The sequence below is a fragment of the Kitasatospora sp. NPDC034035 genome (genome assembly GCF_055575755.1).
Genome location: NZ_JBVISA010000012.1, coordinates 200046 through 213063, shown reverse-complemented (window position 1 = coordinate 213063; position 13018 = coordinate 200046). Strand labels below are relative to the sequence as shown.

Genomic DNA, 13018 nt, shown 5'->3' with positions numbered 1-13018 from the left:
GCCGGACTCCCGACCGGGGCAACACCCGACCGGCCCGACTCCCGACCGGGCCACGCCGGTGCGGCTACGACGGCTGGTCCTGGTACAGCCGTAGGGCGTCCGCCGCCGCCCGGGCCAGCTCGCGCCGGGCGGCCGGCGGGGCCAGCACCTCGACCTCCGCGCCGAAGGCCAGCAGCGACCGGACCGCCGCCGGAGCCGGGAAGGCCATCGCCACCTCGACCCAGTCCTCGGCCGGCCCGATGCCCGCCTCCGGCGGCGGCGCGGTGACCCGGCCGCCGTGGATGCGCAGGAACTGGTCCAGCCGCCCGCGCCGGATCCGCACCCGCACCGGCAGCTCCTTCGGCAGCCGCTCCACCTGCTCGCGCAGCGCCGCCCACACGTCACCGAGCCCCACCCCGGCTCGGCGGCGCACCGTCTCCTCGGTGGTCTCGGCGGCCAACACCCGGTCGGCCCGGAACAGCCGCGGCTCGCCGTGCAGATCGGCCACCAGGTACCAGACCGCGGCCTTGCTCACCAGCCCGTACGGGTCGACGGTGTACTCCACCGGCGCGGGCGTGCCGCTGTGCCGGTAGCGCAGCCGCAGCCGCCGGTCGGCGAAGACCGCGTACTGCAGCTCGCCCAGGTCCGGGCCCGGCGCGGCCGCGGGCGGGCCGCCCTGCATCCAGCGGGCCGGGTCGACCAGGATCCGCTCGCTGATCCGCTCGGCGGCCGGCCGGTGCGGGGCCGGCAGCGCCGCCATCACCTTGCGCAGCGCCGAGCCGAGCGCGCCGTCCAGCCCGAGGTCGCTGTGCGCGCCCTGGGCGGAGAGGACGAACAGCGCCCTGGCCTCGTCCGCGGTCAGGCCGGTGACGTCGGTGCGGTAGCCGGGCAGCAGGCCGATGCCGCCGTGCCGCCCGCGCTCGGTGAACACCGGCACCCCGGCGGTGGAGAGCGACTCCACGTCGCGGTAGATGGTGCGCACGGACACCTCCAGCCGCGCGGCGAGTTCGGTGGCGGACACCCGGCCGCGGGTCTGCAGCAGCAGGAGGACGGAGAGCAGGCGGTCGGCCTTCATGGGCCAAGAATCCCAGCAATCCTGACGGAACCTGTCAGGTTTTACTGGGAGATTGCGTTCCGAGCCCGAAAGCCCGCCCGACCACGGGGAGTTGACCGCACATGAACGCCGTCCAGGACGCCCGCCCGCAGTACCTGCTCGCCCTCGACCAGCTGGAGAAGCTGTTCGCCACGATCACCCCGGCTGACCTCGACCGGCCCACCCCCTGCACCGAGTTCACGCTGCGCCGGCTGCTGAACCACGTGGTCGGCGGCATCCACCGCCTCGCGTACCTCGGGGAGGGCGGCCGCTTCGAGGACATCGTGCCCGCCATCGAGGACCCGTCGGACGAGGGCTGGCCGGCCGCGCTGGGCCGGGCCCGCGCCCGGGTGACCGCCGCCTGGGCGGACGACGCCAAGCTCGGCCGCCCGACCTTCGCACCCTGGGGCGAGGTCCCCGGCGGGGCCGCGGTCGGCGGCTACCTGATGGAGGCGGTCACCCACACCGGGGACATCGCCACCAGCCTCGGCAACGGCTTCGCGCTGGACGACGCGCTGGCGCGGACCGCGTTGGGCATCGCCGAGACCGTCCTGCCGCCCGAGAGCCGCGTCGAGGGCGTCCCGTTCGCCGCGGTCCAGCCGGTCGCCGAGGACGCCGACGTGCACGCGAAGCTGGCCGCCTGGCTGGGCCGCACAGCCTGAGCCGGGCCGCACGGCTGAAGCCGGCCGGATGAGCACGGCAGCCGGTCGGGCCCGGGAAGTCGGCGACTTCCCGGGCCCGGCCGGCTGTTGCCGGCTACTCCCGGCCGACCGAGGTGAACTTCATGTCCGCGTAGCGCTCCCCCGCCACCTGGCCGGCCACCGGCTCCAGCAGCGCCAGCTCCGCCGCGGTGAGCCGCAGCGTCGCCGCAGCGGCGTTCTCGGCGAGGCGGCTGCGCTTGCGGGTGCCCGGGATCGGCACGACGGTCAGCCCGTGCACCTCGGCCCGCTGGTGCACCCAGGCCAGCGCGATCTGCGCGAGGGTCACCCCGCGGGCCGTCGCGATCTCCCGGATCGGCGCCAGCAGTTCGGCGTTGGCCGCCGCGTTGGCACCGGTGAAGCGCGGCTGGGTGCGCCGCACGTCGTCCGCCGCGAGCTGCTCGGCGGCCTGGAAGGAACCGGTCAGGAAGCCCCGCCCGAGCGGCGAGTACGGCACGAAGGCGACGCCCAGCTCGGCCGCGACCGGCACCGCCGAGCGCTCGACGTCGCGGGCGAACACCGACCACTCGGACTGCAGCGCCGCGATCGGGTGGATCGCGTGCGCCTCGCGCAGCTCGGCCCCGGTCACCTCGGACAGGCCGAGGTGGCGCACCTTGCCGGCCTTGACCAGCTCGGCCATGGTGCCGACCGAGTCGGCCAGCGGCACGGCCGGGTCGCGGCGGTGCATGTAGTAGAGGTCGATCTCGTCCACGCCGAGGCGGCGCAGCGAGGCGTCCACGGCGGCCCGGATGTACGCGGGGTCGTTGCTGATGCCGCGGTAGCCCGGGTCCTCCTCCTTGCGGACGAGGGCGAACTTGGTGGCGAGCACCACCTTGTCCCGGTTGGCCCGGACGAACGGGCCGATGAACTCCTCGTTGCGGCCGTAGCCGTAGGCGTCAGCGGTGTCGAAGAAGGTGACACCGGCCTCCAGCGCGGCGTCCAGGGTAGCGAGCGACTCGCCGGCGTCGGCCGGGCCGTAGAACTCGCTCATGCCCATGCAGCCGAGGCCCTGGACGCCCACCAGCGGGCCGTCGGTGCCGAGTTCGGCGGTGGGAAGGACGGGGTGAGTCATGCGCTCTGCTCTTCCTCTACGCGGTAGTACTGGCATTGGGCCGGGGTGCCGGCGGCGTCGGCGATCTTCCCGGCATAGAGATCGATCTTGTAGTCGAGGACGACGAGGGTGGCCTGGAGGTCGACGATCCTCTGCCGGACCTCCTCGCGCTGGGCCTCCAGCAGCAGGCGCCGCCCCTCGTAGGTCTGCTCGCCCTGTCGGGCCATGTCCACGTACTTGAGCATGTCCGCCACGGACATGCCGGTCAGTCGCAGCCGGCCCAGGAAGGCCAACCGGTGCAGGTCGGCGTCGCAGTAGCGGCGCTGGCCGCCGGCCGCGCGGTCGACGGGGTCCAGCAGGCCGATCCGCTCGTACCAGCGCAGGGTGTGGGCGGTGAGCCCGCTCGCCGCGGCGACCTCGCTGATGGTGTGCCGCGGGGTCCGGTCCGGATCGCCGACCGGGCGGCCGAACACCTCGGAGCAGCTGCGCAGGTCGATCTCGATTCGTGCGGGTGTGGCCATCGAACGTTTCCCCCTGTCCTGTGCGACGGGAACGACGCTACCGAGTTGGAGTGCACTCCAAGCAAGCCCGACCGGCCCGACAGCCGGGTGCCCCCGCCACCCGGCTGACCGCAGGGTGCCCCGCCGCCCCTCGCCCGCCCCGGCTACAGTCGGGATCCATGGAGAGCTTGCGTGTGATCGAGAACTGGCCGGTGCCCCACGCCGCGGCGGCGGTGGTCCGGGGGGCGGACGGCGCGGTGCTGGGGGCGCACGGGCCGCAGCAACACCTGTTCCCGCTGGCCTCGGTGACCAAGCTGCTCACCTCGTACGCGGCGCTGATCGCGGTCGAGGAGGGCGTGTTCGAGCTGGACGACCCGGCCGGGCCGCCCGGTGCGACCGTCCGCCACCTGCTCGCCCACACCTCCGGCCTGGGCTTCGACGAGGACCGGGTGTTCGCCGAGCCCGGCAACCGCCGGCTCTACTCCAACGCGGGCTTCGACGCGCTGGCGTCGGCGCTGTCCGGGGCCGCCGGGATCGAGTTCTCCCGCTACCTCGCCGAGGCGGTGTTCGAGCCGCTCGGCATGGCCGACACCCTGATCCACACCGCGCACAAGTCCCCGGCCGGCGCCGGCGGCCTGTCCACCGTCGCCGACCTCGCCCGGTTCGCCGCCGAGCTGCAGTCGCCCAAGCTGCTGGACCCGTCCACCGTCCTGCGGGCCACCCGCGAGGTCGCCTTCCCCGGCACCAGCGGCGTGCTGCCCGGCTACGGCCACCGCCGCCCGAACGACTGGGGCCTCGGCTTCGAGATCCGCGACGGCAAGAGCCCGCACTGGACCGGCACGGCCAACTCCCCGGCCACCTTCGGCCACTTCGGCCAGTCCGGCACCTTCCTGTGGGTCGACCCGCAGGCGGGCGTGGCCTGCGTCGCGCTCACCGACCGGGACTTCGGCCCGTGGGCGGTCGAGGCCTGGCCGGCCTTCTCGGACGCGGTCCTCGCCGAGCTCCGCTGAGGGCCGAGCTCCACCGAGGCCTTTCCGAGAAGGTCTCAGCCGTACGAGACCGGCGAGTGCATCTCCCACAGCAGGAGTTCCGCGCCGGTCTCGCCCGCGGCCGGGTCGGCGAAGGCCTCGCCGGTGATCCGCACGCTGTCGCCCGGGGCCATCGAGCGGCCGCCGCCCTTGGGCCCCGGGATCGTCCGGTAGCCCAGCGAGCCCGCCGTCAGGTGGACGTACCGCCAGGGGGCGGCGGGCAGCTCCGGCAGCGGCTGCCACGGCCCGGCGGTCGCCAGCCAGAGCGCGGCGTCGCTGCGGCGCAGCCGCAGGGCCTCCGTTCCGGCGTCGCGCTCCAGGCCGGAGGCGAGCAGTGTCAACCCGCCGTCCGCCGGTTCCACCTTGCGCAGCCCGTACGCCGGGGCCGCGTCGAACTCGTCCGGCTGGAGCCACATCTGGACGAAGCGGACCGGGCCGGTGGCGCCGCCGATGTTGCGTTCGGTGTGGGTGACGCCGGAGCCTGCGCTGAGGTGCTGAACCATTCCGGGGCGGACCACCCCGCCGTGGCCGTGGGAGTCCCGGTGGGCGAGCGCGCCCTCCAGCACCCAGGTGAGGATCTCGGTGTCCCGGTGCTTGTGCTCCTCGAACCCGGCGCCGGGGGCGAGGAGTTCCTCGTTGCAGGCGAGCAGCGCGCCGAAGTGCGTGTTCTTCGGGTCGTAGTGGCCGGAGAAGGAGAACGCGTGGCGGGTCTCGATGCCCTCGGCAGGAGCGGAGCGGTAGCGCTCGGCGGTGCGGCGCAGGTCGGCGCGGGGGCGGTCAGCGGCGTCGGTCACGCGCCCACCGTAATGGTTGTGCCCCTGGCCACGGCGCCGCTGTGCCGGGGGGTGTGCACGAGCAGTCACTCACGTGAGGCAGTCTTGTCCTTGTGCCAGCCGCTTCCGCGAACTCCAAGAGCGAACCCAGTCCCGTACCCGAACCGACCGGGAAGAGCCCGGCTCCCCGGTCCGGGCGCGACCGTCCCGGCCGTGCCGCGCCCCGCCTGACGGCGCAGGAGCGCAGAAACGCCGCCGAGCGCGCCGAGCGCCGGGCGGCGACGCTCAAGCGGCTGGAGAAGTCCTCGGGCAAGCTGGCCACCGCCGCGATCTCGCGGATGGACGACCAGCTCGGCTGGTACCGGCGGATGCCGCCGGAGCACCGGTCGTGGATCGGCCTGGTCGCCCAGGCCGGTATCGCCGCCTTCACCGAGTGGTACCGCCATCCCGAGGCCGCGAAGGCGATCTCCACCGACGTCTTCGGCACCGCCCCGCGCGAGCTGACCAGGGCGATCACCCTGCGCCAGACCGTCGAGCTGATCCGCACCACGATCGAGGTGATGGAGGAGGCCATCGAGGAGGTGGCCGCCCCCGGCGACGAGGCGGACATGCGCGAGTCGGTGCTGGTCTACGCCCGGGAGATCGCCTTCGCGACCGCCCAGGTGTACGCCCAGGCGGCCGAGGCGCGCGGCGCCTGGGACGCCCGGCTGGAGGCGCTGGTGGTCAACTCCCTGATGTCCGGCGACGCCGACGAGGGCGTGCTCTCCCGCGCCGCCGCGCTCGGCTGGGGCCAGCCCAGCCAGATCCGGGTGGTGATGGGCAGCGCGCCGGACGGCGACAGCGAGCTGGTGGTGGAGGCGATCCGCCGGGCCGCCCGGTACGCCAAGCTGCACGTGCTGACCGGGGTGCTGGGCAGGCGCCTGGTGGTGGTGGTCGGCGGCAACAAGGAGCCGGTGCAGGCGGCCAAGGCGCTGATCGGCCAGTTCGCGCCGGGCCCGGTGGTGGTCGGCCCGACCGTGCCGGACCTGCTGTCCGCGACCCGCTCGGCGCACGCCGCCGCGGCCGGGCTGCGCGCCTGCGCCGCCTGGCCGGACGCTCCCCGCCCGGTGCTGGCGGACGACCTGCTGCCCGAGCGGGCACTGGCCGGCGACCAGGCTGCGCGCCACCAGTTGGTGGAGGAGATCTACACACCCCTGGATGAGGCGGGCTCGGCACTGCTGGAGACGCTCAGTGTCTACCTGGAGCAGGCCTCCTCCCTGGAGGGCGCGGCCCGGATGCTCTTCGTCCACCCCAACACGGTGCGCTACCGGCTACGACGTGTGACCGACGTCACGGGGTACGCCCCCTCCGACGTACGTTCGGCGTTCACTCTGCGGATCGCACTGGCCCTCGGCCGGCTGACCGCCGTGGGCGAGCCCAGCTGAGCCGGAGTGTAGGGACCATACAATCCCGGATGGTTTTCTTCGTTACCGTCGCCTACCCGCCCCTGGGCGCCTGGCGAGAGAGGGTTGAACCGTGCTCGTAATCGTCGCCCCTGGACAGGGTGCCCAGTCCCCCGGTTTCCTCAGCCCCTGGCTGGAGCTGGACGGTGTCGCCGACCGCCTGCGCGGCTGGTCGGACGTCGCCGGGCTCGACCTGGTGCACGCCGGCACCGAGGCGTCCGCCGAGGAGATCAAGGACACCGCCGTCGCCCAGCCGCTGCTGGTCGCGGCCGGTCTGGTGACCGCCCGGGAGCTGTTCCCGGACGAGGACGCCGCCCGCAAGCTGGTCGGCGCCGTCGCCGGCCACAGCGTCGGCGAGATCACCGCCGCCGCCGGCGCCGGGGTGCTCAGCGCCCATGACGCCCTGACTTTTGTCCGCGAGCGCGGCCGGGCCATGGCCGCAGCCGCCACCGTCACCGAGACCGGCATGACCGCCGTGCTCGGCGGCGACCCCGAGGTCGTCGCGGCGGCGCTGGACAAGCACGGCCTGACCGCGGCCAACAACAACGGCGGCGGCCAGATCGTCGCCGCCGGCACGCTGGCCCAGCTGGAGGCGCTGAAGGCGGACCCGCCGGCCGGCGCCAAGCTGATCGCCCTGAAGGTGGCCGGCGCGTTCCACACCGAGCACATGGCGCCCGGCGTCGAGCGGCTGGCCGGGCTGGCCCCGACCCTGACCGCGGCCGACCCGCAGGTCCGCTACGTCTCCAACCGGGACGGCGGGGTCGTGGACTCCGGCGCCGAGGTGCTCGCGCGCCTGGTGTCGCAGGTCTCCAACCCGGTCCGCTGGGACCTGTGCATGGAGACCCTCGGGCAGCTGGGTGCGACGGCCGTGATCGAGCTGTCCCCCGCGGGCACCCTCACGGGGCTGCTCAAGCGCAACCTCAAGGGTGTGGCCACGCTCGCCCTCAAGACCCCCGCCGATCTGGACAAGGCCCGCGAGCTCATCGCGGAGCACGGCGGTCAGGAGCAGGAGACCACCGCATGACCAAGCCCCAGATCCGCCCCGCCGGCGGTGCGCAGTACTCGCGCATCCACGGCGTCGGCGGCTACCGCCCGGTCCGGGTGATTCCCAACGCCGAGGTCCTGGAGTGGATCGACTCCTCGGACGAGTGGATCCGCACCCGCAGCGGGATCACCGAGCGCCGCTGGGCGGGCCCGGAGGAGACCGTCTCCGAGATGTCGGTGCAGGCCGCCGGCAAGGCCATCGCCCAGGCCGGGATCTCCCCGGAGCAGATCGGCGGCGTGATCGTCGCGACCGTCTCGCACTTCAAGCAGACCCCGGCGATCGCCACCGAGATCGCCGAGCGGCTCGGCTGCGGCACCGCCCCGGCCTTCGACATTTCGGCCGCCTGCGCCGGCTTCGGCTACGGCCTGGGCCTGGCCGACGGCATGATCCGCGGCGGCAACGCCGAGTACGTGCTGGTGATCGGCGTCGAGCGGCTCAGTGACCTGACCGACAAGTCGGACCGCTCGACCGCCTTCATCTTCGGCGACGGCGCCGGCGCCGCGATCGTCGGCCCGTCCGACACTCCGGGCATCGGCAAGCTGATCTGGGGTTCGGACGGCTCGCAGGCCGACGTGATCACCCAGACCGAGGCCTGGGACACCGCCTTCGCCAAGCCCGACGCGATCAACGGGCCGGGCGAGGACACCAAGTGGCCGTTCCTGCGGATGGACGGCCAGCCGGTCTTCCGCTGGGCGGTCTGGGAGATGGCCAAGGTCGCCCAGCAGGCGCTGGACGCCGCCGGGGTGACCGCCGACCAGCTCGGCGCGTTCATCCCGCACCAGGCCAACATGCGGATCACCGACGCCATGATCAAGGCGCTCAAGCTGCCGGAGTCGGTGCCGGTTGCCCGTGACATCGCGGAGACCGGCAACACCTCCGCGGCCTCCATTCCGCTCGCGATGGAGCGCATGCTGGAGACCGGCGAGGCCCACAGCGGCGACCTGGCGCTGATCATCGGCTTCGGGGCGGGTCTCGTGTACGCCGCGGCAGTCGTTACGCTCCCCTAGGCGCGTTTCGCCCACTCATCCACAAGCCTGTGTCCGGCCGCCGGCCGGACACGTTCAACACCGTAGAGGAGCAGCCAGTATGGCTACCAAGGACGAGGTCCTGTCCGGTCTCGCCGACATCGTCAACGAGATCGCCGGCATCCCGGTCGAGGACGTTGAGGTCGACAAGTCGTTCACCGACGACCTGGACGTCGACTCGCTGTCCATGGTCGAGGTCGTCGTGGCCGCCGAGGAGCGCTTCGACGTCAAGATCCCGGACGACGAGGTCAAGAACCTGAAGACCGTCGGCGACGCCGTGGACTACATCCTGGCCAACGCCAGCGCCTGAGCGATCGACTCGTTCGCTTCGGCCAGCCCGTCCGAGGTGCCCTGAGCACCTCGGACGGCTGACCCGTCGGTCCGGCTCGCCGAGCCGGACCGACCCTCCGGCCGGGACGCCCCACCGGGGCGCCCGGCCGGGCCCGTCCTCGGCTCCCGCCGACCCCCCGCACACGTGAGAGAAGAAGAAACCAGTGACCGCTGAAAATCGCACCGTGGTCGTCACGGGTATCGGCGCCTTCACGCCGCTGGGCGCCGACGCCGCCGGCACCTGGGAGAACCTGGTCGCCGGTAAGTCCGGTGTGGCGGCCCTGACCGAGGAGTGGGCCGAAGAACTGCCGGTTCGGATCGGCGCGCGCACCGCCGTCGAGCCGGGCGAGATCCTGCCCCGCCCGCTGGCCCGCAAGCTGGACCGCTCGGCCCAGTTCGCCGTGATCGCCGCCCGCGAGGCCTGGGCCGACGCCGGCTACGAGACCCCCGCCACCGACGAGTCCTCCAAGCTCGCCCCCGAGCGCCTGGGCACCGTCATCGCCTCCGGCATCGGCGGCGTGACCACCCTCCTCGACCAGTACGACGTGCTGCGGGAGAAGGGTGCCCGCAAGGTCTCCCCGCACACCGTCCCGATGCTGATGCCCAACTCCCCGGCGGCCAACGTCGGCCTGGAGGTCGGCGCCCGCGCGGGTGTGCACACCCCCGTCTCCGCCTGCGCCTCCGGCGCCGAGGCGATCGGCTACGCGATCGAGATGATCCGTACCGGCCGCGCCGACGTCGTGGTGGCCGGCGGTACCGAGGCGGCGATCCACCCGCTGCCGATCGCCGCGTTCGCCAGCATGATGGCGATGTCCAAGAACAACGACGACCCCCAGCACGCCTCCCGCCCGTACGACAAGGCCCGCGACGGCTTCGTGCTGGGCGAGGGCGCCGGCGTGGTCGTCCTGGAGTCGGTCGAGCACGCCGAGGCGCGCGGCGCCCGGATCTACTGCGAGGCCGTGGGCCAGGGCCTGTCCTCGGACGCCCACCACATCGCCCAGCCCGAGCCGACCGGCGCCGGCGTGGCCCGCGCGCTGGCCGACCTGTTCGAGCGCAACGAGCTGGACAAGGCCGAGATCGTGCACGTCAACGCGCACGCCACCTCGACCCCGCAGGGCGACACCGCCGAGCTGAAGGCGCTCCGCAAGGAGCTCGGCGACGACCTCGACCACATCGCCATCTCGGCCACCAAGTCGATGACCGGTCACCTGCTGGGCGGCGCCGGCGGCGTCGAGACCGTCGCCACCGTGCTGGCCCTGTACAACCGCCTCGCCCCGCCGACCATCAACGTCGACGACCTGGACGACGACGTGGACGCGGACATCGTGCGCGGCGAGGCCCGCAAGCTGCCCGAGGGCCGGATCGCGGCGCTGAACAACTCGTTCGGCTTCGGCGGCCACAACGTGGTGCTGGCCTTCCGCACCCGCTGACACCCGCTGCCCCGAACAGCCCGTACGAAGGGGCCGGCGCTCTCCGCGAGCGCCGGCCCCTTCGTCGTACCCTCCGGTCTCAGACCACCTGGTGCAGCCAGCGCACCGGCGCGCCCTCGCCCGCGTAGCGGAACGGCTCCAGCTCGTCGTCCCAGGGCTTGCCGAGCAGCCGGGCGATCTCGGCCTCCAGGTCGGCCCCCTCGCTGCGGGCGCGCAGCAGGACGGCGCGCAGCCGGTCCTCGGGGATGAGGATGTCGCCGTGGATGCCCGTGACGGCGTGGAAGATGCCGAGCGTGGGCGTGCTGCTGTACCGCTCCCCCTCCGCCGTGGCGCAGGGCTCGCTGGTCACCTCGTACCGCATCAGCTGCCAGCCGCGCAGCGCGGAGGCGATCTTCGAGGCCGTGCCGGGCTCCCCTTGCCAGGAGAGCTCGGCACGCCAATGCGCGGGTGCGGCCGGCTGGCGGATCCAGTCCAGGCTCACCCTCACACCGAGCACCCCCGCGACGGCCCACTCGACGTGCGGGCACAGCGCGCGGGGCGCGGAGTGGATGTACAGAACTCCACGTGTCGTCACCGGGACCTCCAGGCTGTGGACGAGGGTCGCCTTCCCCAGCTGCCTCGTGCCTGCAGTTGATCCACAGTTACCCACGTTAGCCGACATTAAGTCACTAAATTGAGCAAAACGGACAGGCTTTCGCTCAATGCTAGTCGAATCCTCAACGAGGTCTACCCCTCGGCCGGATCTCTCCCCCGAACGGCCCCATCGCCGGGCGGAACCACCGTACCGCGCCGCCCCGCAGGATGGCTGACGCACTTTCGGATCCGGCCGGAATGCGGTAGTGCGACCGGATCCCCTGCGCCCGACTGCGAACCGTTGACGGCGAACCGCTGACGACGAGCCGTTGACGACAGACCGCCCCGCGTGCCCGGTCGGGGCGGCGGGGCGGTCGGTGTCCTGACGCGGCGTCAGCCGTCCAGGCGGACGATCATCTTGCCGGTGTTGCCGCCGCGCAGCAGGTCGAGGAAGGCGTCCGCGGTGCTGTCGATGCCCTGGGTCACCGTCTCGCGGTACTCCAGCTCACCCGAGCGCACCCACGCCGAGACCTCCTCGACGAACTTCGGCTGGAGGTCGTAGTGGTCGCCGACGAGCAGTCCCTCCATGCGGAAGCGCTTGGCGATGATCTGCGCCAGGTTGCGCGGGGCCGGAGTGGGCTCGGTGGCGTTGTACTGCGAGATCATGCCGCACACCACGATGCGTCCGTGCAGGTTCATCACCTCGATCGCCGCTTCCAGGTGCTCGCCGCCCACGTTGTCGAAGTACACGTCGATGCCGTCGGGGGCCGCCGCCTGGAGCTGCTCGACCACCGGACCGTTCTTGTAGTTGAACGCGGCGTCGAATCCGTACTCCTCCACGAGGAGCTTGACCTTCTCGTCCGAGCCGGCGGAGCCGATCACTCGCGCCGCGCCCTTCAGCTTGGCGATCTGGCCCACGATGCCGCCCACCGCGCCGGCCGCGCCGGACACGAACACCACGTCGTCGGCCTTGATCTCCGCGATCCGCGTCAGCCCCGCGTACGCGGTCAGACCCGGCATGCCGAGCACGCCGAGGTAGGTGGAGAGCGGCGCGGCGTTCGGGTCCACCTTGACGGCCGTCCTGGCGTCGAACGTCGCGTACTCGCGCCAGCCGAAGAAGTGCAGCACGTAGTCGCCCTCGGCGAAGCCCTCCGCCTGCGAGGCGACGACCTGGCCGACCGCCCCGCCCTGCATCGGCTTGTCGAGCTCGTACGGCTCCGCGTAGGACTTGCGGGCCGACATCCGGCCGCGCATGTACGGGTCCACCGAGAGGTAGACGTTGCGGACCAGGATCTCGCCCGGACCCGGGGTCCGGACCGGGGCCTCGACCAGGGCGAAGTCGGTCGGCACCGGCCAGCCCTCCGGGCGGGCGGCGAGGTGCCATTCACGGGCGGTGGCGGGGGCGGCCTGCTCTGCCATGGGACGTGCTCCTTACGGTTCAGGTGCATGAAAGGTTGAGAAACTTAAGTAACGATGGGCATGAAAGGTTCATCTTGTCAACTTTTCAGGTAGACTCTGCACCATGGACACTCAGCCGGCCCAGGACGCCACGCCGCAGCCCGACGAGATCACCCGCGACGTCGTCGACCTGATGGCCAACCTGGTCGCGCTCTTCCACCGCGAGTACGAGGACGCCGCCGCCGCCCGCTCGCTCACCGGCGCCCAGGCCAAGGTGCTCGCACTGCTGCGGCGCGGACCGATGCCGATGCGCCAGATCGCCCAGACGCTCAGCTGCGAGCCGTCCAACATCACCGGCATCGTCGACCGGCTGGAGTCCCGCGGCTTCGTCACCCGCGAGGCCGACCGGCAGGACCGCCGGGTCAAGCTGGTCGCCGCCACCGACACCGGCTCGGCGGCCTCCGCCGAGCTGCGCGAATCGCTGAACTTCGCCCGCGAGCCGCTGGCCGCGCTCGGCCCGGACGAGCGGACGGTCCTGCGCGACCTGCTCCGGCGGATGCTCGCGGGCGCCGCCGGCCCCGGGGCGTGACCAGCATCACAGGCCCGACGGGCGATCCGTTCGCCCATCGGGGGTAACCGAACCGCCCCCCGGA

Annotated in this window: 14 protein-coding genes; 8 read left to right on the top strand and 6 right to left on the bottom strand. The window is 72.9% G+C overall.

Translation table 11 applies throughout. The features are described from left to right. Positions 1-64 precede the first annotated feature (64 nt). On the bottom strand, positions 65-1054 hold the full coding sequence (locus ACZ52J_RS19470; RefSeq protein WP_465620244.1) for a helix-turn-helix transcriptional regulator: 990 nt from the start codon (positions 1052-1054) through the stop codon (positions 65-67). Between the two features lie 101 nt (positions 1055-1155). On the opposite strand from ACZ52J_RS19470, the gene ACZ52J_RS19465 reads away from it, so the two are divergent. Continuing rightward, positions 1156-1734, top strand: coding sequence for a TIGR03086 family metal-binding protein (locus ACZ52J_RS19465; RefSeq protein WP_465620242.1), 579 nt, complete (start codon positions 1156-1158; stop codon positions 1732-1734). Positions 1735-1828: 94 nt separating this feature from the next. Here ACZ52J_RS19465 and ACZ52J_RS19460 read toward each other — a convergent pair whose 3' ends face one another. Both ACZ52J_RS19460 and ACZ52J_RS19455 read right to left on the bottom strand, forming a co-directional pair. Further along, positions 1829-2842: an aldo/keto reductase gene (locus ACZ52J_RS19460; RefSeq protein ID WP_465620240.1), complete on the bottom strand. Its 1014-nt coding sequence runs from the start codon at positions 2840-2842 to the stop codon at positions 1829-1831. Further along, positions 2839-3342, bottom strand: a complete 504-nt coding sequence (locus tag ACZ52J_RS19455) for a MerR family transcriptional regulator (protein ID WP_465620238.1) — start codon at positions 3340-3342, stop codon at positions 2839-2841. Before ACZ52J_RS19455 ends, ACZ52J_RS19460 begins: the two co-directional genes overlap by 4 nt. A 158-nt stretch (positions 3343-3500) precedes the next feature. On the opposite strand from ACZ52J_RS19455, the gene ACZ52J_RS19450 reads away from it, so the two are divergent. Beyond that, positions 3501-4331 carry a serine hydrolase domain-containing protein gene (locus ACZ52J_RS19450; protein WP_465620237.1) on the top strand — a complete coding sequence of 277 codons (831 nt, stop codon included), beginning with the start codon at positions 3501-3503 and terminating at the stop codon, positions 4329-4331. A 35-nt stretch (positions 4332-4366) separates the two neighbouring features. On the opposite strand, the gene ACZ52J_RS19445 is transcribed toward ACZ52J_RS19450, so the two are convergent. Continuing rightward, complete coding sequence (locus ACZ52J_RS19445) at positions 4367-5143, bottom strand: pirin family protein (protein WP_465620235.1); 777 nt, start codon at positions 5141-5143, stop codon at positions 4367-4369. Between the two features lie 206 nt (positions 5144-5349). Here ACZ52J_RS19445 and ACZ52J_RS19440 point away from each other — a divergent pair, with 206 nt between their 5' ends. The 5 genes from ACZ52J_RS19440 to fabF all read left to right on the top strand — a co-directional run bounded on the left by ACZ52J_RS19440 (position 5350) and on the right by fabF (position 10394). Continuing rightward, positions 5350-6546 (top strand): PucR family transcriptional regulator, encoded by a 1197-nt coding sequence (locus ACZ52J_RS19440; protein ID WP_360493031.1) that lies wholly within the window; start codon positions 5350-5352, stop codon positions 6544-6546. Positions 6547-6637: 91 nt separating this feature from the next. Beyond that, positions 6638-7588 carry an ACP S-malonyltransferase gene (locus tag ACZ52J_RS19435; RefSeq protein ID WP_465620234.1) on the top strand — a complete coding sequence of 317 codons (951 nt, stop codon included), beginning with the start codon at positions 6638-6640 and terminating at the stop codon, positions 7586-7588. Further along, positions 7585-8616 (top strand): beta-ketoacyl-ACP synthase III, encoded by a 1032-nt coding sequence (locus ACZ52J_RS19430; RefSeq protein ID WP_360493003.1) that lies wholly within the window; start codon positions 7585-7587, stop codon positions 8614-8616. Before ACZ52J_RS19435 ends, ACZ52J_RS19430 begins: the two co-directional genes overlap by 4 nt. Positions 8617-8695: 79 nt before the next feature. After that, entirely contained in the window at positions 8696-8944 is a 249-nt protein-coding gene (locus ACZ52J_RS19425) for an acyl carrier protein (RefSeq protein ID WP_360493006.1), read from the top strand. Between the two features lie 184 nt (positions 8945-9128). Beyond that, entirely contained in the window at positions 9129-10394 is a 1266-nt protein-coding gene (fabF, locus tag ACZ52J_RS19420; RefSeq protein ID WP_465620232.1) for a beta-ketoacyl-ACP synthase II, read from the top strand. Between the two features lie 79 nt (positions 10395-10473). Here the strand turns inward: fabF and ACZ52J_RS19415 are convergent, their stop codons facing one another. Both ACZ52J_RS19415 and ACZ52J_RS19410 read right to left on the bottom strand, forming a co-directional pair. Beyond that, entirely contained in the window at positions 10474-10968 is a 495-nt protein-coding gene (locus tag ACZ52J_RS19415; RefSeq protein ID WP_360504182.1) for a DUF3145 domain-containing protein, read from the bottom strand. 392 nt (positions 10969-11360) lie between these two features. Next, positions 11361-12386: an NADP-dependent oxidoreductase gene (locus tag ACZ52J_RS19410; RefSeq protein WP_465620231.1), complete on the bottom strand. Its 1026-nt coding sequence runs from the start codon at positions 12384-12386 to the stop codon at positions 11361-11363. 103 nt (positions 12387-12489) lie between these two features. Here ACZ52J_RS19410 and ACZ52J_RS19405 point away from each other — a divergent pair, with 103 nt between their 5' ends. Beyond that, a complete protein-coding gene (locus ACZ52J_RS19405) occupies positions 12490-12954 on the top strand; it encodes a MarR family winged helix-turn-helix transcriptional regulator (RefSeq protein WP_360504186.1) in 465 nt (154 codons plus the stop codon). The last annotated feature ends 64 nt before the right edge of the window (positions 12955-13018 follow it).

Excerpts from the sequence above, each read along its gene's own strand:
- ACZ52J_RS19470 (WP_465620244.1), bottom strand. The coding sequence starts at position 1,054 with ATGAAGGCCGACCGCCTGCTCTCCGTCCTCCTGCTGCTGCAGACCCGC.
- ACZ52J_RS19465 (WP_465620242.1), top strand. The coding sequence starts at position 1,156 with ATGAACGCCGTCCAGGACGCCCGCCCGCAGTACCTGCTCGCCCTCGAC.
- ACZ52J_RS19460 (WP_465620240.1), bottom strand. The coding sequence starts at position 2,842 with ATGACTCACCCCGTCCTTCCCACCGCCGAACTCGGCACCGACGGCCCG.
- ACZ52J_RS19455 (WP_465620238.1), bottom strand. The coding sequence starts at position 3,342 with ATGGCCACACCCGCACGAATCGAGATCGACCTGCGCAGCTGCTCCGAG.
- ACZ52J_RS19450 (WP_465620237.1), top strand. The coding sequence starts at position 3,501 with ATGGAGAGCTTGCGTGTGATCGAGAACTGGCCGGTGCCCCACGCCGCG.
- ACZ52J_RS19430 (WP_360493003.1), top strand. The coding sequence starts at position 7,585 with ATGACCAAGCCCCAGATCCGCCCCGCCGGCGGTGCGCAGTACTCGCGC.
- ACZ52J_RS19425 (WP_360493006.1), top strand. The coding sequence starts at position 8,696 with ATGGCTACCAAGGACGAGGTCCTGTCCGGTCTCGCCGACATCGTCAAC.
- ACZ52J_RS19410 (WP_465620231.1), bottom strand. The coding sequence starts at position 12,386 with ATGGCAGAGCAGGCCGCCCCCGCCACCGCCCGTGAATGGCACCTCGCC.
- ACZ52J_RS19405 (WP_360504186.1), top strand. The coding sequence starts at position 12,490 with ATGGACACTCAGCCGGCCCAGGACGCCACGCCGCAGCCCGACGAGATC.